22 protein-coding genes and 2 pseudogenes are annotated in these 23,352 nt (G+C 59.2%); 11 read left to right on the top strand and 13 right to left on the bottom strand.

What is annotated here, in order from left to right; all coding sequences use genetic code 11:
- The first annotated feature begins 13 nt into the window (after window positions 1-13).
- Window positions 14-2,011 carry a heme lyase CcmF/NrfE family subunit gene (locus tag QA640_RS10145; RefSeq protein WP_283040535.1) on the top strand — a complete coding sequence of 666 codons (1,998 nt, stop codon included), beginning with the start codon at window positions 14-16 and terminating at the stop codon, window positions 2,009-2,011.
- Entirely contained in the window at window positions 2,008-2,484 is a 477-nt protein-coding gene (locus tag QA640_RS10150) for a cytochrome c-type biogenesis protein (RefSeq protein WP_283040536.1), read from the top strand. Before QA640_RS10145 ends, QA640_RS10150 begins: the two co-directional genes overlap by 4 nt.
- A 97-nt stretch (window positions 2,485-2,581) precedes the next feature.
- On the opposite strand, the gene ccmB is transcribed toward QA640_RS10150, so the two are convergent.
- The 4 genes from ccmB to QA640_RS10170 all read right to left on the bottom strand — a co-directional run bounded on the left by ccmB (window position 2,582) and on the right by QA640_RS10170 (window position 6,199).
- On the bottom strand, window positions 2,582-3,244 hold the full coding sequence (gene ccmB / locus QA640_RS10155; protein ID WP_128935405.1) for a heme exporter protein CcmB: 663 nt from the start codon (window positions 3,242-3,244) through the stop codon (window positions 2,582-2,584).
- Between the two features lie 130 nt (window positions 3,245-3,374).
- Entirely contained in the window at window positions 3,375-4,001 is a 627-nt protein-coding gene (gene ccmA, locus QA640_RS10160) for a heme ABC exporter ATP-binding protein CcmA (protein ID WP_141934459.1), read from the bottom strand.
- Window positions 4,002-4,375: 374 nt separating this feature from the next.
- Window positions 4,376-5,641 (bottom strand): 5-aminolevulinate synthase, encoded by a 1,266-nt coding sequence (gene hemA / locus QA640_RS10165; RefSeq protein ID WP_283040537.1) that lies wholly within the window; start codon window positions 5,639-5,641, stop codon window positions 4,376-4,378.
- 333 nt (window positions 5,642-5,974) lie between these two features.
- On the bottom strand, window positions 5,975-6,199 hold the full coding sequence (locus tag QA640_RS10170) for a hypothetical protein (RefSeq protein ID WP_283040538.1): 225 nt from the start codon (window positions 6,197-6,199) through the stop codon (window positions 5,975-5,977).
- Window positions 6,200-6,716: 517 nt separating this feature from the next.
- On the opposite strand from QA640_RS10170, the gene QA640_RS10175 reads away from it, so the two are divergent.
- From QA640_RS10175 to QA640_RS10185, 3 genes are all read left to right on the top strand, one after another.
- The gene (locus QA640_RS10175) at window positions 6,717-7,391 is read left to right on the top strand and encodes a cytochrome P460 family protein (protein WP_128935402.1); all 675 of its coding nucleotides are present in this window, start codon (window positions 6,717-6,719) and stop codon (window positions 7,389-7,391) included.
- Window positions 7,392-7,402: 11 nt separating this feature from the next.
- Window positions 7,403-7,972 carry a cytochrome P460 family protein gene (locus QA640_RS10180; protein WP_235544522.1) on the top strand — a complete coding sequence of 190 codons (570 nt, stop codon included), beginning with the start codon at window positions 7,403-7,405 and terminating at the stop codon, window positions 7,970-7,972.
- A gap of 117 nt (window positions 7,973-8,089) precedes the next feature.
- Window positions 8,090-9,136, top strand: a complete 1,047-nt coding sequence (locus QA640_RS10185; RefSeq protein WP_283040539.1) for a hypothetical protein — start codon at window positions 8,090-8,092, stop codon at window positions 9,134-9,136.
- Window positions 9,137-9,641: 505 nt separating this feature from the next.
- Here QA640_RS10185 and QA640_RS10190 read toward each other — a convergent pair.
- A pseudogene (locus QA640_RS10190) lies at window positions 9,642-9,838 on the bottom strand (hypothetical protein).
- A 102-nt stretch (window positions 9,839-9,940) separates the two neighbouring features.
- Here QA640_RS10190 and hemE point away from each other — a divergent pair.
- A complete protein-coding gene (gene hemE / locus QA640_RS10195; protein WP_283040540.1) occupies window positions 9,941-10,975 on the top strand; it encodes a uroporphyrinogen decarboxylase in 1,035 nt (344 codons plus the stop codon).
- A gap of 25 nt (window positions 10,976-11,000) precedes the next feature.
- On the opposite strand, the pseudogene QA640_RS10200 reads toward hemE, so the two are convergent.
- Window positions 11,001-11,180, bottom strand: a pseudogene (locus tag QA640_RS10200) (ferritin-like domain-containing protein); the annotation flags it as partial.
- Window positions 11,181-11,324: 144 nt separating this feature from the next.
- Window positions 11,325-12,884 carry a winged helix-turn-helix domain-containing protein gene (locus tag QA640_RS10205; RefSeq protein ID WP_283040541.1) on the bottom strand — a complete coding sequence of 520 codons (1,560 nt, stop codon included), beginning with the start codon at window positions 12,882-12,884 and terminating at the stop codon, window positions 11,325-11,327.
- A gap of 314 nt (window positions 12,885-13,198) precedes the next feature.
- Here QA640_RS10205 and QA640_RS10210 point away from each other — a divergent pair, with 314 nt between their 5' ends.
- Both QA640_RS10210 and QA640_RS10215 read left to right on the top strand, forming a co-directional pair.
- The gene (locus QA640_RS10210; RefSeq protein ID WP_283040542.1) at window positions 13,199-14,233 is read left to right on the top strand and encodes a methyltransferase; all 1,035 of its coding nucleotides are present in this window, start codon (window positions 13,199-13,201) and stop codon (window positions 14,231-14,233) included.
- Between the two features lie 141 nt (window positions 14,234-14,374).
- Complete coding sequence (locus QA640_RS10215) at window positions 14,375-15,136, top strand: IS5 family transposase (protein ID WP_283040543.1); 762 nt, start codon at window positions 14,375-14,377, stop codon at window positions 15,134-15,136.
- Window positions 15,137-15,194: 58 nt separating this feature from the next.
- Here the strand turns inward: QA640_RS10215 and QA640_RS10220 are convergent, their stop codons facing one another.
- From QA640_RS10220 to QA640_RS10230, 3 genes are all read right to left on the bottom strand, one after another.
- Window positions 15,195-15,479, bottom strand: a complete 285-nt coding sequence (locus QA640_RS10220) for a (2Fe-2S)-binding protein (RefSeq protein WP_279372752.1) — start codon at window positions 15,477-15,479, stop codon at window positions 15,195-15,197.
- 163 nt (window positions 15,480-15,642) lie between these two features.
- On the bottom strand, window positions 15,643-16,509 hold the full coding sequence (locus QA640_RS10225; RefSeq protein ID WP_283040544.1) for a caspase family protein: 867 nt from the start codon (window positions 16,507-16,509) through the stop codon (window positions 15,643-15,645).
- A 42-nt stretch (window positions 16,510-16,551) separates the two neighbouring features.
- On the bottom strand, window positions 16,552-17,031 hold the full coding sequence (locus QA640_RS10230; protein ID WP_283040545.1) for a hypothetical protein: 480 nt from the start codon (window positions 17,029-17,031) through the stop codon (window positions 16,552-16,554).
- Between the two features lie 967 nt (window positions 17,032-17,998).
- Here QA640_RS10230 and QA640_RS10235 point away from each other — a divergent pair.
- From QA640_RS10235 to QA640_RS10245, 3 genes are all read left to right on the top strand, one after another.
- Window positions 17,999-18,322 carry a hypothetical protein gene (locus QA640_RS10235; RefSeq protein ID WP_283040546.1) on the top strand — a complete coding sequence of 108 codons (324 nt, stop codon included), beginning with the start codon at window positions 17,999-18,001 and terminating at the stop codon, window positions 18,320-18,322.
- Window positions 18,319-20,187, top strand: a complete 1,869-nt coding sequence (gene nhaA, locus QA640_RS10240) for a Na+/H+ antiporter NhaA (protein WP_283040547.1) — start codon at window positions 18,319-18,321, stop codon at window positions 20,185-20,187. The genes QA640_RS10235 and nhaA overlap by 4 nt, the downstream gene beginning before the upstream one ends.
- Before the next feature lie 184 nt (window positions 20,188-20,371).
- Window positions 20,372-20,605: a hypothetical protein gene (locus QA640_RS10245; RefSeq protein WP_128937522.1), complete on the top strand. Its 234-nt coding sequence runs from the start codon at window positions 20,372-20,374 to the stop codon at window positions 20,603-20,605.
- 272 nt (window positions 20,606-20,877) lie between these two features.
- On the opposite strand, the gene hemC is transcribed toward QA640_RS10245, so the two are convergent.
- The 3 genes from hemC to QA640_RS10260 form a co-directional block, all read right to left on the bottom strand.
- Complete coding sequence (hemC, locus tag QA640_RS10250) at window positions 20,878-21,813, bottom strand: hydroxymethylbilane synthase (protein WP_283040548.1); 936 nt, start codon at window positions 21,811-21,813, stop codon at window positions 20,878-20,880.
- Window positions 21,814-22,649: 836 nt separating this feature from the next.
- Window positions 22,650-23,096 carry a cytochrome C gene (locus QA640_RS10255; protein WP_128935392.1) on the bottom strand — a complete coding sequence of 149 codons (447 nt, stop codon included), beginning with the start codon at window positions 23,094-23,096 and terminating at the stop codon, window positions 22,650-22,652.
- 13 nt (window positions 23,097-23,109) lie between these two features.
- The gene (locus QA640_RS10260) at window positions 23,110-23,352 is read right to left on the bottom strand and encodes a hypothetical protein (protein WP_283040549.1); all 243 of its coding nucleotides are present in this window, start codon (window positions 23,350-23,352) and stop codon (window positions 23,110-23,112) included.

A 23,352-nucleotide genomic window follows, 5' to 3' on the forward strand; every position in this document is an offset into this window, starting at 1 on the left:
ATGGGACCACAAGATGATCATTGAAACCGGACATTACGCGCTCGCTTTGGCTCTCGCCGTCGCGCTGCTTCAATCAGTTCTGCCACTCTGGGGAACCCGTACTCGTGATTCGGCACTTACTTCAATCGCGGTCCCTGCCGCAATCACCCAGTTCCTGCTCTTAGGTTATGCCTTCGCAGCACTGACTTACGCCCATGTGGCGTCTGACTTCAGTCTCGTGACCGTCGCCGAGAACTCACTCACCACCAAACCGCTAATATACAAAATCGCAGGCGTCTGGGGCAATCACGAAGGATCCATGCTGCTTTGGGTTCTGATTCTCGCGGCTTTTGGAGCGGCTGTATCGATTTTAGAACGCGCCATGGCGAACGAACTACGCGCGAATACGCTGGCGGTCCAAGGCTGGATCTCGCTTGCCTTCCTCTGTTTCATTCTGTTCACCTCCGATCCCTTCTTGCGACGATTTCCGGCGCCGTTTGAGGGCTTGGACCTTAATCCGCTGCTTCAAGACCCGGGCCTCGCCATACACCCGCCGCTCCTTTACGTCGGCTATGTCGGTTTTTCGATCGTGTTCTCTTTCGCGGTAGCCGCGCTGATCAGTGGCCGGCTAGACGCCGCTTGGGCCCGCTACGTTCGGCCCTGGATACTGATTGCGTGGATCTTTTTGACGCTTGGCATCGCCATGGGGTCGTACTGGGCCTATTACACCCTAGGCTGGGGCGGATTCTGGTTCTGGGATCCGGTCGAAAACGCGTCACTGATGCCCTGGCTTGCGGGCACCGCGCTCCTCCATTCGGCTGCTGTCATGGAGAAGCGCGAAGCCCTCAAGATTTGGACACTGTTCCTGGCGATACTCACGTTCTCGCTGTCGCTGCTGGGTACCTTCCTCGTGCGCTCCGGAGTACTGACCTCCGTCCATTCGTTCGCCAGCGACCCGGCTCGCGGCGTCTTCATCCTGGTCATACTGACCGTATTCATCGGCGGGCCACTCGCGCTCTACGCGTGGCGCGCGCCTTCGCTGAGCGAGCGTAGCGTGTTCGCACCCTTTTCACGCGAGAGCGCGCTGGCAGTCAACAACCTGCTGCTGACCACCTGCTGCGTTACGGTTCTGACCGGCACGCTCTATCCGCTCGCGCTTGAGGCGCTGACTGGAGACAAGATCTCGGTCGGAGCGCCGTTTTTCAATTTAACGCTCGGCCCGCTCGTAGTGCCTATCGTTCTGCTGATGCCGCTCGCTCAGTCGATCGCCTGGAAGCGCGGCGACCTGCTCGGGGCAGCGCAACGGGTAACGGTCGCAGCCTTAGTTGGTCTTGTAGTCTCCATTGTACTGGTTGCCGTCGTCCGGGGCGGCCCCGTCTTCGCCGCAGCCGGTCTCGGCCTCGCCGTCTACCTCATCGTCGGTTCGTTCACCGACGTGGCGTCGCGTATTTGGGCACGAGGGCAAGGCGGCGGGGTTATGCTAGCCCGCGCGGTCGGGCTGCCGCGCTCCGCGTGGGGGGCGGCGATCGCTCACGCCGGCCTTGGCTTGACACTCATGGGCTTAGCGGCGACGGGTTGGGGTGTGGAGCGGATCGCGACCGTCAAGTTAGGCCAGAGGATCGATCTCGGCCCTTATCAAGCCACCATCGAGAATTTTCGATCGCGGCAGGGCCCGAACTACTCGGAACTCGTCGGCCATACGGTTATCAGCAAGGGCGGCGCATACGTGACCGCCGTCGAGCCAGCCAAGCGCAGCTTCCCCACACGACAAACAACCGTCACCGAGGCAGGCATCGTGACGCTGAGTCTTGGGCAGATCTACATTTCACTTGGGGACCGCCACGCGGATGGTTCGATTGATGTGCGCCTGTTCTGGAAGCCGCTCGTGACGAGCATCTGGATCGGTGCGGTCATTATAGCGTTCGGAGGGATTGTGTCGCTGTCCGATAGACGCCTCCGAGTTGGCTTCGCGCGCCGCGCGGCTCGCCTCCGCGTCGCCGGCAACCCCGCAGCGCCGGAGCCCGCCGAATGAAGTCGCTTCGTCGCATTCTTCTGCTTTCGATCGTACTCGCAAGCGTCGTCCCTAGCTTGGCAAGGGCGGTTCAGCCGGATGAGATCCTGAGCAACCCGAAACTCGAGGCACGCGCGCGCGCTCTTTCCGCCGGACTGCGTTGTCTGGTCTGTCAAAATGAGTCTATCGACGATTCCAAGGCAGAGCTCGCGCGGGACCTTCGCCTGCTGGTGCGCGAGCGCCTTAAGCTCGGAGAGAGTGATGAGCAGGTCCGCGATTTTCTGGTGAAGCGTTACGGAAACTTTATCCTGCTGAAACCGCCACTCGACTTGGAAACCGCTCTCCTTTGGGGAATGCCGGCGTTCGTGCTCGCGGCGGGCGCGATCGCTCTCCTGTTCGGATTGCGCCGCCAACAATCCACGCCAGCGGCACGATTGAGCCAAGCGGAGCGGGATCGGCTTGCCGCTGTGTTTGACTCCGATACTCCGCTATAGGCTCGTCCTGAGGTCAAGCGGCCTTAGCTTCGGATAAGGCCGAAGTCGTTCCACATAGGTGGCGCCCGAAAGAAAACTCTGTCGTCGCACGCGCTCATTACTCTCCCGCGCTACGAAGTGCTGCGGCCGCAGCTATCGGAGCGAGCGCGATGGACGCGAGTCCGAGTGCGCAGAGGACCAAGAACGGTGTCAAAAAGGGCGTTGTGGCACTTTGCGCCGCAGAGACACCGAAGATCAGCACCGGCACGGCCAGTGGTACGACGAGGATCGATAGCAACAGACCGCCGCGCCGCAGGGTGACAGTAAGAGACGCCCCGATCGCCCCCAGAAAGGTGAAGGCCGGCGTACCAACCAACAACGTTGCTGCAACCGATCGCAGGGCGGAACCATCCAAATCCAACATCAGGCCAAACAGAGGCGAGAGCATAACGAGCGGTAGCCCCGTCACAAACCAGTGGGCGATGCACTTCACAAGAACAATGAGTTCTAGGGGCGCCGGCGACAGGAACATCTGGTCCAGCGAACCGTCCTCTTGATCCGCCTGAAATAGACGGTCGAGGCCTAGTAGACTCGCGAGAAGTGCTGCTATCCATAGAATTGCTGGGCCGATCCGCGACAGCAAGCGTAGGTCAGGCCCGATCGCGAAAGGTACGACCGTCACAAGGCTGAGGAAAAAGACCAGACCCAGAATCCCACCTCCACCGATGCGGCGGGCTAGCATGAGGTCGCGAAGAAAAACGACGAGGAGAATACGGGTCATGGTGCCCATCCGGCATCGCCATTGGGTCGAGACCGCTCCGCTGAAATCGGAAAAGCAGCGTGATCTCTTCTCTCCCGACCTCGAGACAGACCGCTATGTGGGGTGCGACCGCACTTCAGCGAAATGGCCATCACCTGGTTCCAAGTCTGACTTGCACTGTTCCTCGCAGACCAAGAGGTTCGTGGGTCGCGGCCAGTGTCAATCCTCCGCCTTCGAGATGGCTGGCGACGATAGTCTTCAGCAAGGCGCGCGCGTGCCGGTCGAGCGCTGTTAGCGGTTCGTCGAGTAACCATAGAGGGCGATCGACGATTAAGAGCCGGGCCAATGCGACCCGGCGACGCTGCCCCGCGGAAAGATAGCCGACAGGCAGATCGAGAACGTGGGCCAACTCCATGCGGTCCAGCGCCTCTAACGGGGTTCGGCGGTCTCGCCCCAAAAATCCCAGGCCGATGTCGAGGTTCTCGCGGGCGGTCAACGACGATTTCAGCCCGTCGAGATGGCCCACGTAGTGGAGGCGTTCTGCCAGGGGCGCCGGATCCGTGGCTTCGGACTCCACCCATGACATGCGGCCGGATCCTAGTGGAAAAAAGCCGGCGATCGCCCGCAAGAGTGTAGATTTGCCCACTCCGTTGGGACCGGTCACTTCGGCGATTTGGCCCGCGCTTAGTCGCAAAGACATCCCGTCGAGCAGGATGCGCTCGCCGCGCGCCACGGACAGATCCTCGATCAGCAGATGGGATCGCTGCCTAATATCCATGTTCAGTCCTCGTTGTCCGTTGTTTCGTTGTGATCGTTTTCAACGAACCCTCATTTGGAGGGCTTATCGAAATGAACGACCGTTCGGGACAAACGTGTTCGAGCGGCGACGGAGAACAGCCCATTAGGCCGAGGAGGTTCGCTCTTCGGGGCTGCCCATTAAACGGATGCGAGCCAGATTGTGAACGCTGAGGGCAGGATGTGCCACGCGATCGCCCCTACAAACGTGAAAGCGATGTTGCATTGCCCAGCTTGCTGCTCGGCTGCACCACCGGGAACGCCCGACGCCCTTCCCTTGTACGCTGCACCGTCGGTTAGCCGACGCTCTGCCGACGAAGCCGCAGGCGGTCGCGGGAGCGTTCCCAATCACGGCTCTCAGTAAAGAGAAAGGGCCTCCCAGGTCTCAGCGAGCGCAGCTGCGAGTTCAGCTATATGGGTATCCGCGTGGTATGGCGACGGCGTGATGCGCAGCCGCTCTGTCCCACGCGGGACCGTCGGATAGTTGATCGGCTGGATATAGATGGCGTGGCGCTGTAGAAGGCGATCGGCTGCCGCCTTGCACAATTCCGCATCGCCGACGATCACAGGCACGATGTGGGTTCCGGTCCGGAGAACCGGAAGCCCGGCGGCTTGGAGCGCCTCTTTCGTTGCAGCGGCCTGTCGTTGGTGTGCTTCGCGCTCGGCAGACGAGTGTTTCAGATAGCGAACAGATGCACGCGCTGCGGCGGCAATCGGTGGAGGGAGGGCGGTCGTGAAGATGAATCCGGGCGCGAAGCTGCGCACAGAATCGCAAATAGATCGCGACGCCGAGATATAGCCGCCAATGCAGCCAAATCCCTTGGCGAGAGTACCCTCGATCACCGTCAAGCGATGCATCACACCCTCGCGCTCGCTAATTCCGCCGCCGCGAGCGCCGTAGAGGCCGACGGCGTGAACCTCATCAAGGTAGGTCATCGCCCCATACCGCTCGGCAAGGTCGCAGATTGCGCCGATCGGCGCCACATCGCCGTCCATTGAGTAGACCGATTCGAACACGACGAGCTTGGGGCGGCTTCCCGCCTCGCGAAGCAAGGCCTCAAGGTGACCAAGATCGTTGTGGCGGAAAATTCGCTTTTCGCAACCTGATTGACGGATGCCTTCGATAATCGAATTGTGGTTGAATGCATCAGAAAAGATTACGCACTCTGGGATCAGCTTACCGATCGTGGAGATGCTGGCCTGGTTCGATACGTAGCCGGAGGTGAAGACGAGACTGGCCTCCTTGCCGTGCAGATCAGCAAGTTCGCCCTCTAAATCAACCAAGGGCGAACTATTTCCCGCGATGTTGCGAGTTCCACCTGCACCTGCACCGCAGCGGTGTGCCGTCGCGGTAAGCGCGCTCACGACCTCCGGATGTTGTCCCATGCCCAGATAATCATTCGAGCACCAAACCGTGATTTCAGCAACGGATCCGTCAGTGCGGCGCCATTTGGCGGTTGGGAAGCGACCGGAGACGCGTTCGATGTTAGCGAAGACGCGATAACGTTGTTCCCCGCGCAGGCGCTCAAGAGAGTCGTGGAAATGCCGTTCGTATGTTTCGGCCGCACAATTGACGGCGCCCCTAGCGAACGTCGCTGCGGGCCTCGTCAACGCTCGTTTCATGCACAATATGTCCGCACACGAATGTGTGTCCGTACACGAATGTCCATTACCAGAGCTTCCGCGCGCTGGATGCTTCGCTTGACGCTCAGCCGATATGTCCAGATCTTCCATGTCAACCTTCCCTATCCGTCGCTCGAGCATGGGTCGACCATAGCCCATCACGCAGAGCACTTCGCACTCGTCTCAGTTATGATTTTAAAATCCTCCGGTTATGATCAAGCGCCGCCGCCTGAGGCAGCTCAGACGGAGCTTAAGCCCCTGTCCTTTTTTCATGGTGCGTACGCCGCCCGGACGCAAAATCCCTAAGGTCGCGACTTGGCCCCGGAAGCTAAGTCAGCTGTACGACCAGATCAGCAAGATCAGCGAGATCGTTCGTCGCTCACCGCACTCGAAGATGCCGCCCAGATCATAGTCCAACACGCTCGATGGCTGTTCACCAGTGAAGAGCTGGGCGATCCGGATCGGCAGCCGGGCCGAAGTAAACAAAGCCGAGGCGAAGCTCTCCTGCCGACTGGTAGTGTCACACTCCCAATGTTTGACGTAGGAGGCCTCTTCCAACGCTAGCGCGGTGAGGTGTCGACAGTCGAGACACTATGCCTTCTCGAAGAGAAGTGCCTTCACCAAACACGATGGACAAGAGCTCGTAAGCTGCGCTGACGCGGCGATCGCTCGGAATAGGCGAGGCAAGCCGCGAGCGAGTGGACGACGCTAAGAGAGATTGAATGATCAGGGCTCGGTGTCGGTCGGGAGATTGCGTGGGATCGCGTACGACATTTGGAACAGCAAGCCCAATCTTCAGATGAGCAAAGAGTGTAGCTCATCAGAGCAAGGACTGGAACATGTCCATTGGCCGCAACTCAGGGCGTTGCGTTGCGAGCAAACAGAAAGAGCCGATGATCAAACATTGATAGTCCGAGAGCGTCATTTCCATCAGGCATTGATTTCATGCCCCTTTGTTGCTTTCGCACTTTTGCATCCACGCCTACTCTGATCTGCGCGCAGTTAATGAGACCACCTGCGCAAGAATGCAGTCATTGCCTCATCGGCAATATCGAGCTGTCAAAGGAGAGAGATTATGAGACGCACCGTACTGGCACTTTCCGCGGTCCTTGGCGTTGGCGCTCTAGCAACCGCGGCCTTCGCGCAGCAACCACAGCTTCCGCCACCCGACGATTGGCATGCCACCGGCCGCTATCTTCCTGAATACACGAAAGACGGGGACCTTATTCTGCCAAAAAACTTTCACGAATGGGTTTACGTTGGATCGCCACTGACGCCCAACTTTTTGAACCCGCCTCAAGCAAACTTCCCGGAATTTCATAACGTGTATATCGAGCCCGGTTCTTACGATATTTACAAGAAAACGGGCGTTTTCCCTGAAGGAACAATCTTCGTGAAGGAATTGCAGCTTATGCAGCCTGCCACCAATCCGGACGGTTCGAGTACCGCGCCATCGGGAAAAGGATTTTTCCCGGGGGCGTTCAACGGAGCGGATGTGACCGTCAAGGACACTGAGAGATATAAGGCAAGCGACGGTTGGGGTTATTTCAACTTCAATCACCACGAACCGAAAGCGGCCACTGCCAAAGTCCGGCCGGTCGAGGAATGCGGCTACTGCCACATCGCAAGCGCGAAACGGGATGACGTATGGACGCAGTTCTACGCGCTGCTCGACCAGGTGCCGCTACCGCCCGGCCAGAGTGGCTCCAAGAAAATGCCGCCCAGCGAGAATCCGTCTATCAAAAAGTAGGGACAACCGTGATGAAAATTCTCAGAAGTGCGGCCATAGCGTCCGCATCGTTCATCGCTGTGAGCGTCGGCTGCCTAGTATCGCAGGTCGTACCTAGCCAGGCCGCCTCTGCGCAAGAACAACTCGTCGACGGGGCAGGCAACATGCATGTCCCGAAGAAGTACCGAACGACCTACGAATTCCTTGGGAGCTGGTCTGTTGCAGGTGACAAAGGTGCTAAGGAGATGCACGTGGTCTATGGGTCGCCCGGAACTGCGGCAGCTTATCGGACGACTGGCAAATTTCCCGACGGTTCGATCCTGGTGAAAGAAGTGTACGCCGCGGCGACTTCGGAAATGACGACTGGGACCGTCAGCCATCAACAAAGCCTCAAAGGATGGTTCATGATGGTGAAGGACGAGAAAAACAGTCACCCCGATAATAAATTGTGGGGCAACGGTTGGGGCTGGTCCTGGTTTGACGCGGGTGACCCGGTGAAAACGACCTCAACCGACTTCCGCTCAGATTGTCTAGGTTGCCACATCCCTGCCAAAGCGACTGACTGGATTTATGTTCAAGGCTATCCCGGGCTCAAAAAGTGACAGGCCCTGGGCGAACTAGCTTCATTGTCACGTGTGCAAAACCAGACTGGATGCAAAGAAGGTAGCGTCATGAAGCCCAGCGGGAAGCTCGTCAGATGCGTTTGCGGATCGATGGTGATGTTTGTGGTGTCGTTTTCGACACCTCATGTAAGTCTAGCGGCCGATCCAGCTGCTGGCAAAAAGATCACGAAGCAATTTCTCACGTCGGGCCAGGTGGACCTAGTACGAGAGGTGGTAACGCTACCGCTCCATCGCGGCCGTCTTGCCTCGGGAGAGACCGTTTGGTTCGTTCTCACCGACGTAAGCGATTACGATACTTCGCAAAAGATGGGACTTACGTGGGCGCCGAGTCTCACTGATGCCAAGGACCTGAAGAGCACACGGGTTGCGGAAATGGACGACTCGGGTAACTTCACCTTTAAATCAGGGCGGGTCGATTTCTCACCTTCGCAGAAGTTGGTCGGAGGGGACGCGCCCAGTTTCTTTCCTCCTAAGACAGCCCGAGCCGGATCTATTGGGGATGCGCACTACAGCCCACTGGTGCGGGTGTCCAATAGTATGAATATCGTTTTCAATGCGCCGATCATCGCGTTCGATGTCGGGCCGGACAAAATTTCATTCTGCAACGGCAGCCCTGACTACTCCGTGGTGACGGACTCCGTAGCGAGCATCTGTCCTGATAAGGGCACTGTCGACTTGAAACTCCGGTCTGGATTCGCGAACGGAAAACACCTGCGTTATCTTAGTTTTGACGCAAATTCCGAGGAGTCGGCAACCCTTGAGGCGTCCACCTTTGCGCCTGCGGAAAGCGACATTCTACAGAGCGGCGCGATTGAGGTGATCTACACGATTGTGAATGGCACCATGGGTGCGAACGATCCGAATCGCCAGGGACTCAACAGTGCGATCAAGGGAGAGGGGCCTTCGCTCGACATCCTCGCGCACTTCACGGAGATCAGCGCCGGATACTCTCCGATGTGGGACGTGCGGCTAGCCGAGTGGACCAAGGAAGCTATCGTAAAGGATCAAAGGAAACTGATCACTGACGGCGACGATCTTGAAGCCAAAAGCGCGGCGGGCTTACTGGTGAGCCCTGCGGGAGGGCCGGTGAAGACGACGGGCAATCTAGTGAATTGTCCGGTTGTGGGCTTTACCAATGAATAATCTCCTGGCCACATAGCTGCGCCTCCCTCGTTCATGCGGGAAGCGCAATCGGTCTCGCAGCCACCGACGCTTCCCTCTCACGTCGATGCGAATTTGATGAGCACGCGCTAGGACCCGACGCTTCTGTTTGTAGGCCTTGATAATCTGCCGGGCTATCGCGACCGATGCTGCGGCGTTGAAGGACAGGTTGCCGTCCACTTCAATGCCGTGGCGCGATCGGCCCGATGTTTCGAGCCAGTCCAGTTGCCACCAGGGGCTGACACGGCTGACGTCAATGACGCGCCCCATTGTCACCAACCGAATAATGACTTGCGGTTCGCAGCAGGAGAATCAAGTGCCCCGTATTGCCATTCCGAAGCGCGAGGACGCTCCTGCGGGCTCCACGCCGATCCTCGACAACGCAGATAAGATGCTTGGTACTCCTACGGACCAGGGTACTCCTACGGACGGGGGCTTCCGCAGATCACTAACAAGGTCTAGCAAGCCTATCGGAAACCGGCGGCCGCTAGCTGAAGATCGACTTGACATTGTCGGCATCTGCATCGGCCTTCGATGGCGTCGGCTGCGTGGCGCTGACGGGATCGGAGGCGGGAAGCTATCTTCCAACCCGGTGTCGAGCTTGGCGTGGCGATCGGCCGCGAGCGCTTCGCCTAAGTCCTCGGCGTGCTTGTCGTGCGGCGCGGGATTGAAGGTCTGAGCCATGGAGTCCTCCTGAGCCGACGCGACGCATTTGCGCTGGTTTCCCTGCTCCGCTTCTGCGCGCGGCGGTGTATCAGGAACCTCAACTCTGCATGAGGATTTCTCGTGCCCCAGTCTGCGACAAAGCCCTTCATCGACGTGCTCTCCGGCCAGCGGCAAATCATCCCGCCCGTGTGGATGATGCGGCAGGCCGGCCGATACTTGCCTGAATATCGCGAGGTGCGCGCCAAGGCCGGCGGCTTCCTCGATCTCTGTTTCAACCCGGAGCTCGCCGCCGAAGTTACGCTGCAGCCGATCCGCCGGTTCGGCTTCGATGCGGCGATCATCTTCTCCGACATCCTGGTGATCCCCTATGCGCTCGGCCGCTCGGTCCGGTTCGAAGTCGGCGAAGGTCCGCGGCTCGAGCCGCTCGATGATCCCGCCAAGGTCGGAGCGCTCGCCGCGCAGGCCGACTTCGGCACGCTCAAGCCGGTGTTCGAGGCGCTCAGGATCGTGCGCGGCGCGCTCGATCCAAAGGTGGCGCTGATCGGCTTCTGCGGCGCGCCGTGGACGGTTGCGACCTACATGGTCGCGGGCCAGGGCACGCCCGACCAGGCGCCGGCGCGGATGATGGCCTACCGGCATCCGGAGGCATTTTCCAAAATCATCGACGTGCTGGTCGAGAGCTCGATCCAGTATCTGCTGGCGCAGCTGGGCGCCGGTGCCAACGCCTTGCAGATCTTTGACACCTGGGCCGGCGTGCTGCCGCCGGCCGAGTTCGCGCGCTGGTCAACCGAGCCGACCCGGCGCATCGTCGAAGGCGTGCGCGCCAAAGTGCCTGACGCGAAGATCATCGGCTTCCCGCGCGGTGCGGGCGCGCAGCTGTCTGGTTACGTCGAGGCCACCGGCATCAATGCGGTCAGCATGGACTGGACCGCCGAGTCCGCCTTCATCCGCGAGCGCGTGCAGAGCAAGGTCGCCGTACAGGGCAATCTCGATCCGCTGGTGCTGATCACGGGTGGTGCGGGACTCGACCGCGCGATCGACAATACCTTGGCGAATTTTTCGCAAGGGCGCTTCATCTTCAATCTCGGTCACGGCATCCAGCCGGAGACGCCGATCGCCCATGTCGAACAGATGATCAAACGCGTACGTGGCTAGCGAGCGATCCTCCGACAGGCCCAACATCGGTGAAGCGGTCAGCGTGCTTCATCTCCTCGATCGACTCCCTGCGCCAAGCCTTGGCCATTTCCAGCAGGCCCCAGTTGGCCAAGAACCGGTAGTGCAGCCAGTATTGTTTGATTGCGGTGAGCTCGTGACGCAGTCCCTTGTTAAGATACTCGATGACTCTGGGGTCGCCCTTCATGATGAACTCCAAGGCTTGAGGTTGGGCCTTTGCCCTTCTTAGGCCGTGTACCCATAAACCCGACGGGTGATAGGACGATGCCTATGTCGGCTTTGCTGCTATAGCGACCAAGTTCATACTCAGCGCAATATCCGCCGAAGGCGGTCATTCGGGCACGCCAGCTATTCGCCAAGCTTGGCCCAATCTCTCTACATCTTCGAGCCGGCGAAAGGGCGAGGTTTTGATGCCGGAAATGCGCAGGGTGGAGTCACTCTGCAGGACTGCGTCGCACACACGACGCGCTTCGGCAATGCGTCCGGCCATCGCCAGGCTCGACATCAGTATGCGCTGTGCGCCCGAAAAGTTCGGCTGGCGCTGGATGGCACTGGTGGCAAGGGACAGAGCGTCGTCATGTCGTCCGGCAAAAAAATGTGCGAAGGCCATTCCGGTTTGCGGAATGAACAAGTGAGGATCGATCGGGCTCAAGCGAAGGGCCGCGGAGAATTGGTCGATCGCTGCATCGTGATTGCCGAGATAAAGCTGTGCCCAACCTCCCCAAAGACGTGCCATTGCCAGATTGCGATCGAGTGCGACGGCTCTTGCGGCAAGAGCTGATCCGGTCTCCGGCTCCTCGAGCATATAGGAATAGACATGCGCTGCGTGCGCAAGGACCAGCGGATCGTCCTGGTCGAGTTGCACCGCTCGTTCGACCAACTGTCGGCTTTCAGCCCGTTCCTTTGCCGCGTCCTCGGTCCATCCGAACCCTTTCCTCTGACCGAAAATGTTGGCTCCGGAGGCGTAGGCGACGGCAAATGCAGGATCGAGCGCGATGGCAAGCTTAGTCATCCTGAGAGCTTCATCGCTGCCCTTCCGCGTCCACTGGTAGATGCTGAACTTGGAGCGCAGATAATAGTCATAGGCCTGGAGGTTTTCGGTCGGCTTGCGCCGTGCGCGCTCTATCTCGGCCCGCTCAAGCTGTGGAGACATCGCGCCGATCACGCTGCTCGTCAGGCGATCCTGCAAATCGAAGATGTCTTCGAGATCGCTGTCGAACTTGTCCGCCCAGATGTGGGCGTCGGTCGACGCGTCGATCAGCTGCCCGGTCACGCGAACCCGTTTTCCGGCCTTGCGGACGCTGCCTTCCAGCACATAGCGAACGCCAAGCTCACGGCTGACTCGCTTGATGTCGACGGCTCTTCCCTTGTAGGTGAAGCTCGAATTTCGTGAGATTACGAACAGCAACTTCGAACGCGACAATCCCGTGATGATATCCTCGACCATGCCGTCGGCGAAATATTCCTGATCCGGATCATTGTTCAGGTTGGCAAAAGGAAGCACGGCCACCGACGCCTTGTTCGCGGCCGTAAATGCAACGGGTGTCGGTGCGGACGTCTCGCCGGGCGGCGTCTCGATCGCAACCGGCGGACCGACATAGCGGTAGCCACGGCGCGGCAGCGTCTCGATCCAATCGGTAGCGCCGGCGGCTTCGTTGAAGACCCGCCGCAATGCCGCGATCTGAACCGTCAGATTGCTGTCCTCGATTGCAAGTCCCGGCCACGTAGCTTCCACCAGCGTGTCTTTTGAAACCGGCGTTCCGGCGCGCTCGATCAGGGCGCAAAGCAGCGCCACCGCGCGCTGGCCTAGTCCGGTTGGTTCGGTTTCCCGAAACAGTATTTTTGCCCCGGTATCGAGGCGGAAGGGCCCGAATGTATAGATCGTCGTCATGGGCGTAGTGGGAACCATTCGGAGCTATTTTGCAATAATTTCGGGGGAGATTCACGACTCTCAGTCCGGGTGGGTCCACTTCTGATGCCGTCGCAACGCTTGGTCATGTTGCAAACCGCGAGGCCCCACACAAGCGTCAAGGTCGTCATTCGAATGTCGAGCGAGGGCAAAGCGCAATGCTGACTGGCCGGCTCTACAGAACAAAACGCTTCCCAAGAGGGACGGCGTGCCACCGGCATCTTCAAGAATTGTGGGTTTGTCCGGCTTCTGATCGCGCATGTTGGTCCCCTCAGTGCTGAAATTTGGAGCAAATTATGGCTGAATCGAATCAGGCAGCGGCTCAGTCCCCGCCGGCGCACGTTCAGCTGATACAGATGGGAATGGGCGGCGCGGTCGCCAATATCGTGCACATCGCCGCGAAGCTGGGATTGGCCGATCACCTTGCTGATAGACCGAAAACTGCCGTGGAGCTGGCCGGCCCATCGGCTCTCCACGCTCCGTCCTTGCACAGATTGATGAGGACGCTGGCCAGTCTGGGGCTTCTCACCGAAGGTGACCAACTGCGATTTTCGTTGACGGAGCTCGGCGAGGCATTGAAGTCGGATGCTCCGGGCTCGGCAAGATCGACCCTGCTCATGACGGGAAGCTCCTGGGCCGCAAGTGGCTTTGCCCATTTTCTTCATTCCTTGCAAACAGGCCGTACGGGCTTTGAAAAGGCACAGGGAATGCCGTTCTTCGACTATCTTGCTCAACATCCCGAAGCCGCTTCAGTGTTCAGTGAAGCGATGGTTGGGCTTCATGGAGCAGAGCCTCCAGCGGTCGCAGCGGCCTATGACTTTTCCAAATTCCGGACCATCGTCGATGTTGGAGGAGCATCTGGCAACATGCTCGCCGCCGTGCTGGGGCGATACAAAGAGCCTCGAGGCCTGCTGTTCGATCGGCCGCACGTCGTTGTCGATGCTGAAAAGTTGCTCAAAGCGCACGGTTTGATGGGTCGTGTGACCGTCGAGGCTGGAGATTTTTTCCAGTCGGTGCCGTCGGGCGGCGACGCCTACGTCTTGTCGCATATCTTGCACGACTGGAACGATGACCAGAGCTTGACGATCTTGGGGCATTGTCGCAAAGCCATGAGGCCGGATGGACGACTGCTTGTCGTCGAAATGGTCCTGCCGCTCGGTGATGCTCCCCATCCAGGAAAGATACTGGATATGGTGATGTTGGCATTGGTTGGCGGTCAGGAGCGTACCGAAGCCGAGTACGCCAGTCTCCTGCACAAGGCTGGTTTCCGCCTCAGTCGCGTCGTGGCAACACAATCACCGGTGAGCGTGGTAGAAGCCGTTCTGGCCTAGTGCCGCGAGGTCCGCTTGGCCTCACGGGGGACGGCAAGTTAATATCTGCTCATGTTCGTAACCGCCGAGCTGACAGGCACGGGGGAAGTTGCGTTTGGCCAGACGCCTGTGATTCAAACTCCAACCCCCCGGGATCGAATCATGCGCTACGAACTCGCTGACTACGAATGGACCGTCATAAGGCCGATGCTGCCGAACAAGCCGCGCGGCGTTCCTCGGGTGAACGACCGTCGTGTCCTCAGTGGCATATTCTGGATCTTGCGGTCAGGAGCACCTTGGCGTGATCTGCCCGAGGCGTTCGGCCCATACACCACTTGCTACAACCGATTCGTCCGCTGGCGGCGCGCCGGTGTCTGGGATCGCATCATAAACGCACTTGCCGCTGCTCATGATGCCGCTGTCCAGATGATAGATACCTCCGTTGTTCGCGTGCATCAGCATGGAGCCTGCATCACAAGAAACCGCCGTCAATCAATGGGAAGGTCACGCGGCGGTTTGACGAGCAAAATTCATGCGGTGGTCGATAGCAAAGGTCTGCCGATACGGTTGGCGCTAAGCCCCGGTGAGGCCCACGATATCCGACTCGCCGGAAAACTGCTGTCTCGTCTGAAATCCGGGTCATTGCTTCTTGTCGACCGGGGCTACGACGCCGACTGGATCAGAGAGCTTGCTATGAAGAAGGGTGCGTGGGCCAATATCCCGCCGAAAAGTAATCGCAGCGATCCGATCTGCTTCAGCCCGTATCTCTACCGCGCTCGCAACCGGGTGGAGCGGTTCTTTAACAGAATCAAGCAATGTCGTCGCGTAGCGACGCGATACGACAGGCTTGCCGCTAACTACCTTGCCTTCGTTCAACTCGCGTCAATCAGGCTATGGCTGCGCCCTAATGAGTCCGCGTCCTAGTTTAGAACGCTTCTGAGGAAAAACTAGCAAGCATCCCCGAGACGAAACCGAGACGCACCTACCGAGAAAAACCAAGAAAGTTGGTCGCTGCGGGTCCAACTCTGGGCTCATCCTGCGCGTCATCCTTGATCCGGCGATGCGGACAGTCGGCCTGACAGGCCAGCGCACATTCCCTATACGCCTCGTCGATGATCGTCTTGATGGTGCGCGCGCAGCGGCCGCACTCAGCGCTGCAGCCGAGACAGTCATAGATCTGTTTGGCATTGCGCAGCGCATCCTCGGCCGTGTTCACGGCGTGGCGAACATCGCGGTCGGTGAGGACATTGCAGGAGCAAACGATCATGAAGCCCTAAAAGGACGTTTCAGCAAGGCGGTTGAGATCGATATTGGACGGCGGTCGGGCGCGTAGAATAATCCAAAGAGCACGGAGATGATTGAGTGGTGACCCGCCCTTGGAAGTCTTTCCCTGACCTTTGTTCCTTGCAGATCAGCAGAACTTTGTATGTTCACTCGCTGCGACCGCTAGCCGCAGATCCGACCGAGAACACGGGAACGCCGCTCCGCTCCGCCCAAAGATCGACACTCTCGGTTAGCGTAGATGACACAACTGGAGTCTGCTGGCCCTGAGATGCAGTCACCACTGCATTTTGGGTATTGTTGAAGACCTCCTCTATCCCCCTCGAAGAATCCATCTGCGTAAGAAGAGCGGTCATCAGCCGGCTATGTAGTTCATCAGGGTCTTCGACGATCGCACCAGGCGCGGCTGAGCTCAGGATCAGCGCATTCTCATCTCCTTGAATGGGTGCAAGCCCATGTGAATAAGTCCTGAAGCGTCGCTCGTAAGGGTTGCGGCGCGAAGCCTCAATAACTAGGAGCCTGACGCGTGCTCCTGAAGTCTGGAGTTGCGAGAGGAGATGGTCAATGCTTAGCCCTTGCAGACGGATATCTTCTTCACTCCAAATCTTCGCATCGACTGGGATTAGATAATTGTGTCCGTCAGACTGGATTCCGTAACCTCCGAAATAAACTAACACAGTCGAGTTCGAATGTACTCTTGCCCTTAGATGATCGACTGCGTGTGTCATGTCCGAGCCCGTGGCATTTTCAATGGCATCGACCAGAAAGCCGTGCGCGCGAAGAGCATTTGTCAGGCCTTCCGCGTCGCGTGTCATTATGGGAAGAGGAGAGTCAGCATCGGGATAGGCCGAATTGCCAATCACCAGCGCCAGTCGACTAGTATCGAGGGGCGCGGATTTGCCCGACCAGATGGGATCGCTGATGGGCCGAGGCGTCTCCCGCTGCCTTATCCCGTCGAGACTGGTTGAGAGCAAGCTGAGCGAGAGTGCAACGCCGATTAGTGTGGGAGATCTCATTCCATTATGGTCTCCGAAGAAACGCGCCTTTCCGCTTGCTCGTCAATTCCGTCGCGCCGTCCAGTAGCCTGAACAGCGCGCTGATCCTGAGTGGCCGCTCCAGGTCCCCCGACCGGACGTCGCAAACAGTTTGCCCGCGCCCGCGGCATATTTGTCTTGGACCGTCACGGAAGCGCGAACCGCGCCCGTTTTTCCAACGTATCCTCGAAACTTCACGAGATTGGGATGCGTGACAATTCCGTTGGTCACATCGACAGTGAAGCTGTAAGTGGAATCGCAGGTTCCTCTTTGCGTCACGAAGACGAGGTCCCACGAGCCGTCGTAGGACGATGAACCGTATGCTGCGGGTGCAGAGTGGTGACTCCGCCGCGCCAATAAGTGCGCGTCTGTCGTCAAATCTGGTTTCGCCGCCCTGATCGACGTGCCATTGATCGGCGAGGCTGACGATTTGGCTGTGGCGGCGATCGCGATAGGAACAGCAATTGCGAGCGCACTCGCGAGCTTGCAGACCTGAATCTTCATGGAAGCTCCTCTTCGCTTTAAACCACGCAACGAGAATGACCTTGCAACTCGGTCGAGGGAAATCACCTCTCGCCATGGAGTCGATAGACGACCATTATTGCCGCTTTGCTGGGCGAGACTACAGTGAGGAGGCCCATCATCGGGTAGTTCAACGGCGACGGCGAGTTAGGAGCCTCTGCGGACGTGGCGAGCAGACAATCATGTACCACCCATGGCGCGGCGAACTCATGGGCTAGAGCGTCATGGCACCGACTTCGCGTGATATGCATTCGAAGAACCAAAGTTTCCGTCGTGGTAAAGGACGCCGGTGGACGACGGGCTCTTGTGGCCGGAGGGACCCCGGCGCCATAGCGACGTTTGGTTTTGCGCGGATTGATGGTGGGTACCCTCGAACCCGGTCGGGACGGCCGCGCCCTCGACGTCGTCGGTGCGCGGAGCTTGCTTAAACCGACGCCTCGAGTGTTGGAAACCCGTGCGAGTGGCTGGCACCGCACCAGGTAGAAAGCGCAAAGCCGTGTCGGGCCGTGTGCCTTCAGAGCGACAGGCGTTCTTCTCTCCGCATCGATGCGGTGGGGGACGGCGAGGTGAGGGGCCGGTCTTCCTGCAATGCTCTGGGTCACGGTTTACTCGCAGCTCCGATTGCGGCGGGGTGTACGGGCGCTTGGGCTTTACGACCGCGCTCGCGGCACCAGTGTTTTTGCCGAGAGATCGGCTGAGCCGCGCATAATAATCCTTCCGCCGAAAGTATGAGCGCGTGAACACCTCTTCGCGCCAGCCGAGAGTTCCGCTCCGGCCCGCAGCACGTGACGCACTACTTTTGAGCCGTTCCGATAACGGCTGGCTATCGACTTCATGGCGAGAGGTGATTTTCTTTTCCACCGTCCCTGACCCAATCTTAATCAGTCATCGCCCGCTCGCGGCTGCGGCCAAAGTCGGCCTTCCGTTGGACGATCATAAGAGGTCCGACATGCACATCGAAGAGACGGCCCGCATTTCCTTGCCCCGCTCTGTCGAACACCCGCCGTTGGAGAATGCCGTGGTGCTCTTGGAGGCGGCGAGTGTTGCGAACGGATTGGAGCGTGCGTTCAGCACAAGTGTGAGTTGCGTGCGCGATGACGATACCGGCTGCATTGCGTCGAGATGTATGGAGATCCCAGTCGTCGGATCCAACGGCGAGGTGTCGGACGTCTTGTGCCATACCAATCTGTTCGATGCGCGAACCGCGGTCGCTGCTGGCGAGCGGCCCACTGTGAGAATGGCGCGCGAACACTTGGGCTCCATTCAGCGATGAAGCTTATGATCCCGCCCGGCCGCCTCGATCGTGCAGTCGATCACAAGACAGAGCACGTGCTCGGCCTCGCCGATGCCGAGATCTCGCTAGTTGAGTACGGCAGCTACGCCTGTCCGCACTGCAGGGCTGCCAACGAGCGCATCGCGCAGGCGCGCGATCAACTTGGCGACCGCGTTTGCTATGCCTTCCGCCACAGGCCGCTCACGGACAACAGTCTTTCCTTCCGTGCTGCGGAGCTCGCTGAGCTTGCTCAGACGCCAGAGACGTTCTGGTCCGCGCACATCAAGCTGATGACGAGGTCGATGCAGCTCACAGAGGACGACCTTTCGGCGGTGGCCGCTGACCTAGGTGTGCATGCCAACCCCACGCTTCGCGATAGCGACGCGGTTCGGCGCGCGAAGGCGAGGGTGGAGTCGGACATCGCGAGTGCACGCGCGAGCGGCGTGAGATTCACGCCGACATTTTACATTAACCGCCGGCGCTACGACGGACCCTGGGACGAAAGTTCTCTCGTTGATGCAATGCTTGGCACGCTTGGCCACCGCGTCCGTACGGCTGCCCTAGACTTCGCGAGCTGGGGCCCGTCCGCCGGCATTATGCTCGTCGTCGCTACTGTGGCGGCGATTGTCTTGACGAACTCGCCGATCGGGCCGGCATTCGAGGCGCTCTGGCGCTGGGAGTTCGGCGTGAGCTTGGGCAGCGCAGCCTTTCGGATGTCCATCCTCCATTGGGTCAACGACGGGCTGCTGACGCTGTTCTTCCTCGTTGTGGGATTGGAAGTGAAGCGCGAGATGACAGTCGGACACCTCGCAAGCCGTCGGTCCGCGGCGCTTCCGATCGCGGCCGCGCTCGGCGGCATGGTTGTGCCGGCGTGTCTGTATTCGCTGGTTCTCCCCGCGGGGCCGTGGTCGTACGGGTGGGGCGTTCCGATGGCGACCGACACCGCGTTCGCGATTGCCTTGATTGCAGTGATGGGCTCCCGCGTCCCCGTCGAGCTGCGTATCTTCCTCACCGCGGCGGCCATCGTTGACGACATCGGTGCGATCGTCGTCGTCGCCGTGTTTTACTCCGGCAAAATCCATCTGGCCTACCTTGCTGCTGCGGCGATGGTTGTAGTTGCGCTAGTGCTGCTGAGCCGATCTGGGGTGTACCATCTCTCGCCCTACATCCTGATGGGCGCTGCGCTGTGGGCCTTCGTATACGCGGGCGGTCTCCACGCTACATTGGCCGGCGTGTTACTTGCCTTGTTCATTCCGACGCGACCGCCCGCCAATCTGGCCGCCCTGATGACGCAGGCGAGCACCATCATCGCGTCCGAGGCTCGGCATGAGGGCGAAGTTCTCAGGCGCGGCCCCTCCACTCCAGCCCTGCAGGCGCTCGACGCAATCTACGATAGGATTGAATCGCCCGCCGATCGACTGCTACGACACGCCGGCGCGCGATCGAGCTACGCCGTCCTCCCTATCTTCGCATTGGCGAATGCCGGAGTGACGATCAACCCAGGCGTCCTCGCTGGCCATGGCCGTCTCACGGCTGCGATCGTCGCTGGTCTCGCTATAGGAAAACCGCTCGGCGTCTTCCTCGCGGCCGCAGCGGCAGTGCGCACAGGCATAGCCGTCAAGCCGGCCGAATACACGTGGCGGCAGCTGGGCGGGGCGGGAGCCCTCGCTGGCATTGGCTTCACGATGTCGCTCTTCATCGCCGGACAGGCGTTTCCAAGCGCCACCGACTTCTCGGCCGCAAAAATCGCTGTTTTCGCCGCCTCGGGTCTTTCTGCCGTCGTCGGGACTGGCCTGCTCTGGGGAGCTTCGCGTCAGGAGCTTATCGGAGATGTGCCGCAGAGCTCCGGCATGAAATCATCGTAGCTTGCCGCCGCTTATGCCTGACCGTGAAAGGAGATGATTCCACCTGCGACGAGGCGGTCGGCCTCTTCCACATCGCAGGCGTGAAACTTAGGGGCATTTGGTCGTGACCTCCTGGTATTCCGCCGTCGAGGACACCAGCAACGCAGAGTTATCGCGGCGAACCGTCGCATTTGAAGGAGTCGAAATGACGCACGTATATTTCCACTGCGCGAACACCAAGAAGGTTTTCGTCGATCGCCGCGGCGCCGTCGTGGATGATCTTGCTGAAGCGCGGGATCATGCGAACCGCATCGTGCAGTCCCTCACCAAAGAGCGCAGCCTCGAGGATTGGCGTGACTGGGTTCTGCATGTCAGCGATGATCAGGGCGATGAGCTCTTCGTTGTGCCCTTCACTTTCGTGCTCGGGGAGCCGAATTGAGGTCGCCGTGTTCCAAGCGCTCCTTTGAACCAACGCGCATATGTCCACTTGAAAAGCAGGCCGCTGGTGCCCTAACGAAGACTATCTTCAGCGTCAGCGCCGCAACGCGCCGGCACGAATTGCGGAGGAGTGCTTGCGCGCGCTGGGCAGCTAACGCGGCCGCCAGCCTTGCGTTTCGGTGGTGGGCCAGGTTTCAGGCTTTGCAACTGGTCGCGCCGAAATCGCATGCGGTGACCAAAGACCGAAGTCCTTCGTCACGCCAGGTATCGAATTCAGATTGGCCTTTGCTCTTCCATGATGCGAGGCACAGCCTTCAATATCTCCTCCGCACCTCGCTGAAGAAGTTTGTCTCCTAGACGTGTGCCTATTGCGTCGGCTTGATCGGCCGTACCGACGCATTCATCAGCAATCTTCGTGTGGCCATCTGGATGAGTCACCTGTCCTCGAAGCGTTAATGTCCCGGCGACCCATCTGACAGAAACCCCGAGCGGTAAGCTGCAACCCGCATCGAGACTTCTCATCAATGCGCGCTCTGCGTCTACTTCGGTACGCGATTTCCGATCTTCAATCTTTTGAAGCAGTGCTATGAGTGCCGTATCTTCTTCGCGAGCTTCGACCGCGAGGGCGCCTTGGCCGACTGCATACGGGAAAACATTCGAGTCTAGAATCTGTGAGGCCTCAAGTAGCAATCCTAGCCGTGACAACCCCGCCGCTGCCAAAAGAGTAGCGTCTATTCCCTCTCGGTTCTTTGCCTTACAAAGCCTTGGATAAACGTTTCCACGGATGGGTCGAACATCCAAACCACCGCAAAGAGCGAGAAGTTGCGCTTTGCGGCGAATTGATCCAGTGCCGACGCGCAGCCCCGGTCGTAGCTGATCTAGTGTAACGCCACAAATTGCGTCACGAGGATCCGCTCTCTTGGGAACGGCCGCCAATACCAAACCGGGCTGCAATCTGGTCGGAAGATCCTTGAGAGAGTGAACGACCAAGTCAACTTTTTTGCGCGTAAGCGCGTCTTCGCTCTCCTTCGTGAATGCTCCGAGGCCGCCAAACTGTTGAAAGGACGACCGTTGATCTCTATCGCCAACCGAACTTGTGAAAACGAGTCTTACCTCGGCGGCCGGCTCGACGCCATGAATAAGATCGGCGACGTGACTGGCTTGCCGGCGGGCCAAATCACTTCGCCTGGTGCCGAGGCGAATTTCCATGATCAAGACTCTGATTGTTGTGTAGCGCGCCGACTTCTAGCGCTGCGTAAGTAGCAATAAGGTCGGCACCTGCTCGTTTCAGCCGCACGACAGAACTCTGGTGCGTGAGCATCTTTCCTCGGTCCGTATTTCATCAGTTCACGCCGCCCGAAACGGATAGCAGCCTAGGATCGCAACTTCGAAAGTTGCTGGACCAAGTCGAGAACGAGGATGCCGGTTCGACGAGAATGGAATTTGAGCGTTTAGATACGAGTGCATCGATTGATTCCCTGCATCCTTCCAAGTCGAAGGGATCGACCTGTAAGGCGTCATCTGGGCTGCCGTCACTTGTGTTCATAACGAAGCGATAAAGGTAGGAACGGTGATCGAAAAATCCTGTGGTCATTATGCCAAGCCAAGGGGGAGTCTCCATGATCAAGAGCCGAAGCCGCTCGATTGGATCGCGTCGCTTTCTAGTCGCCTCCACGCACTGTGTCGTGAACGCGCATATTCGCTCGGAGTCGCGGAAATCCGGATGGATCGGTGGCGCCGGGGTGGTCACTTCGGGCAGGATGCTCACCGGCAATCCTTCGACGATAGGGGCGATGACTTTTCAGCCCTCATTCGCTGATATTCCGCAGCGGCCTCCTCGGCCGTCGCGAAGTTCTTGCTATAGATGAAGTTTTCGCAACCATTGCTGATGCGTGCATAGTAGGGTTTTCGCCGCCTAGCACAGTCCGACCGCTTCCTGACGCCGGGGAAGCCGTGCTTGTTGACTATGGTGCGTGGCATGTGAGCTTGATCCCTGATGCTGGGGCGAAGCCCCTCATTGTTAAGCGCGCTTTTCTAGCGGCGCGCTATTTGAATGGATTCATTGACGTGGAATAGGTCGGGGTTTTGGCGTAGTTCGCGGGAACGTTCCAAAGCGTCGCGACATACCAGGCGGTCCAAGCAACGATCAGCAGGCTTAGCACCCAAACCCAAACAGGGATTGGCGAGGGCGATTCTGCCCGGTGCGGCTCGAATGGTTCTTCGGCTCCAAAGGCGTTGACCATGAAGCGCAGCGTACCGTGAACGACGGCCCCATCACCGAGCCCGCTGAGTGTGATCCCGGGCCCATTGCGGACCTGGAACCGAAGGCGTCGGACGCCGACTTGGCCAGTGGCGTCCTGGGCTTCGATGCGCAGGCCGTGTTCGCCGTCGGCAAGGCTCTTGGTGTCGAGCGCTATCTGCGCCGGTGGCCGCTGATCGGTGACGGGATCGGTCGCTTCGTCGAGATAGATGCGGATGCGCGGATCGGACACGTGTTGCAATCCTCTAACGGTCGGCATGCAGGACGCGATATTTTGGATGATAGGGATCCCGTTCGCCGGGGGCGACCAGCATCCACACCGCCGCCACGATGCAGCTAAGTGTCACGAGCCCGGCCCCGCCCGCCACCAGCGCGTTGCCGAGTAGTGGTCCGCCAAGACTAGGACCGCCAGCGCCACCAGCGATCGACGGCGCAGTGCAGAGGTAGCCAAGCGCCGAGAGAATCCAGGTGGTAATCGTATCGGTCAT

The organism is Bradyrhizobium sp. CB82 (assembly GCF_029714405.1).
GTDB lineage: Bacteria > Pseudomonadota > Alphaproteobacteria > Rhizobiales > Xanthobacteraceae > Bradyrhizobium.

Coding starts and splice junctions, on each gene's coding strand:
- QA640_RS10145 (WP_283040535.1), top strand. CDS start 14: ATGATCATTGAAACCGGACATTACGCGCTCGCTTTGGCTCTCGCCGTC.
- QA640_RS10150 (WP_283040536.1), top strand. CDS start 2,008: ATGAAGTCGCTTCGTCGCATTCTTCTGCTTTCGATCGTACTCGCAAGC.
- ccmB (WP_128935405.1), bottom strand. CDS start 3,244: ATGACCCGTATTCTCCTCGTCGTTTTTCTTCGCGACCTCATGCTAGCC.
- ccmA (WP_141934459.1), bottom strand. CDS start 4,001: ATGGATATTAGGCAGCGATCCCATCTGCTGATCGAGGATCTGTCCGTG.
- hemA (WP_283040537.1), bottom strand. CDS start 5,641: ATGAAACGAGCGTTGACGAGGCCCGCAGCGACGTTCGCTAGGGGCGCC.
- QA640_RS10175 (WP_128935402.1), top strand. CDS start 6,717: ATGAGACGCACCGTACTGGCACTTTCCGCGGTCCTTGGCGTTGGCGCT.
- QA640_RS10180 (WP_235544522.1), top strand. CDS start 7,403: ATGAAAATTCTCAGAAGTGCGGCCATAGCGTCCGCATCGTTCATCGCT.
- QA640_RS10185 (WP_283040539.1), top strand. CDS start 8,090: ATGTTTGTGGTGTCGTTTTCGACACCTCATGTAAGTCTAGCGGCCGAT.
- QA640_RS10205 (WP_283040541.1), bottom strand. CDS start 12,884: ATGACGACGATCTATACATTCGGGCCCTTCCGCCTCGATACCGGGGCA.
- QA640_RS10210 (WP_283040542.1), top strand. CDS start 13,199: ATGGCTGAATCGAATCAGGCAGCGGCTCAGTCCCCGCCGGCGCACGTT.
- QA640_RS10215 (WP_283040543.1), top strand. CDS start 14,375: ATGCGCTACGAACTCGCTGACTACGAATGGACCGTCATAAGGCCGATG.
- QA640_RS10220 (WP_279372752.1), bottom strand. CDS start 15,479: ATGATCGTTTGCTCCTGCAATGTCCTCACCGACCGCGATGTTCGCCAC.
- QA640_RS10225 (WP_283040544.1), bottom strand. CDS start 16,509: ATGAGATCTCCCACACTAATCGGCGTTGCACTCTCGCTCAGCTTGCTC.
- QA640_RS10230 (WP_283040545.1), bottom strand. CDS start 17,031: ATGAAGATTCAGGTCTGCAAGCTCGCGAGTGCGCTCGCAATTGCTGTT.
- QA640_RS10235 (WP_283040546.1), top strand. CDS start 17,999: ATGCACATCGAAGAGACGGCCCGCATTTCCTTGCCCCGCTCTGTCGAA.
- nhaA (WP_283040547.1), top strand. CDS start 18,319: ATGAAGCTTATGATCCCGCCCGGCCGCCTCGATCGTGCAGTCGATCAC.
- QA640_RS10245 (WP_128937522.1), top strand. CDS start 20,372: ATGACGCACGTATATTTCCACTGCGCGAACACCAAGAAGGTTTTCGTC.
- hemC (WP_283040548.1), bottom strand. CDS start 21,813: ATGGAAATTCGCCTCGGCACCAGGCGAAGTGATTTGGCCCGCCGGCAA.
- QA640_RS10260 (WP_283040549.1), bottom strand. CDS start 23,352: ATGACCGATACGATTACCACCTGGATTCTCTCGGCGCTTGGCTACCTC.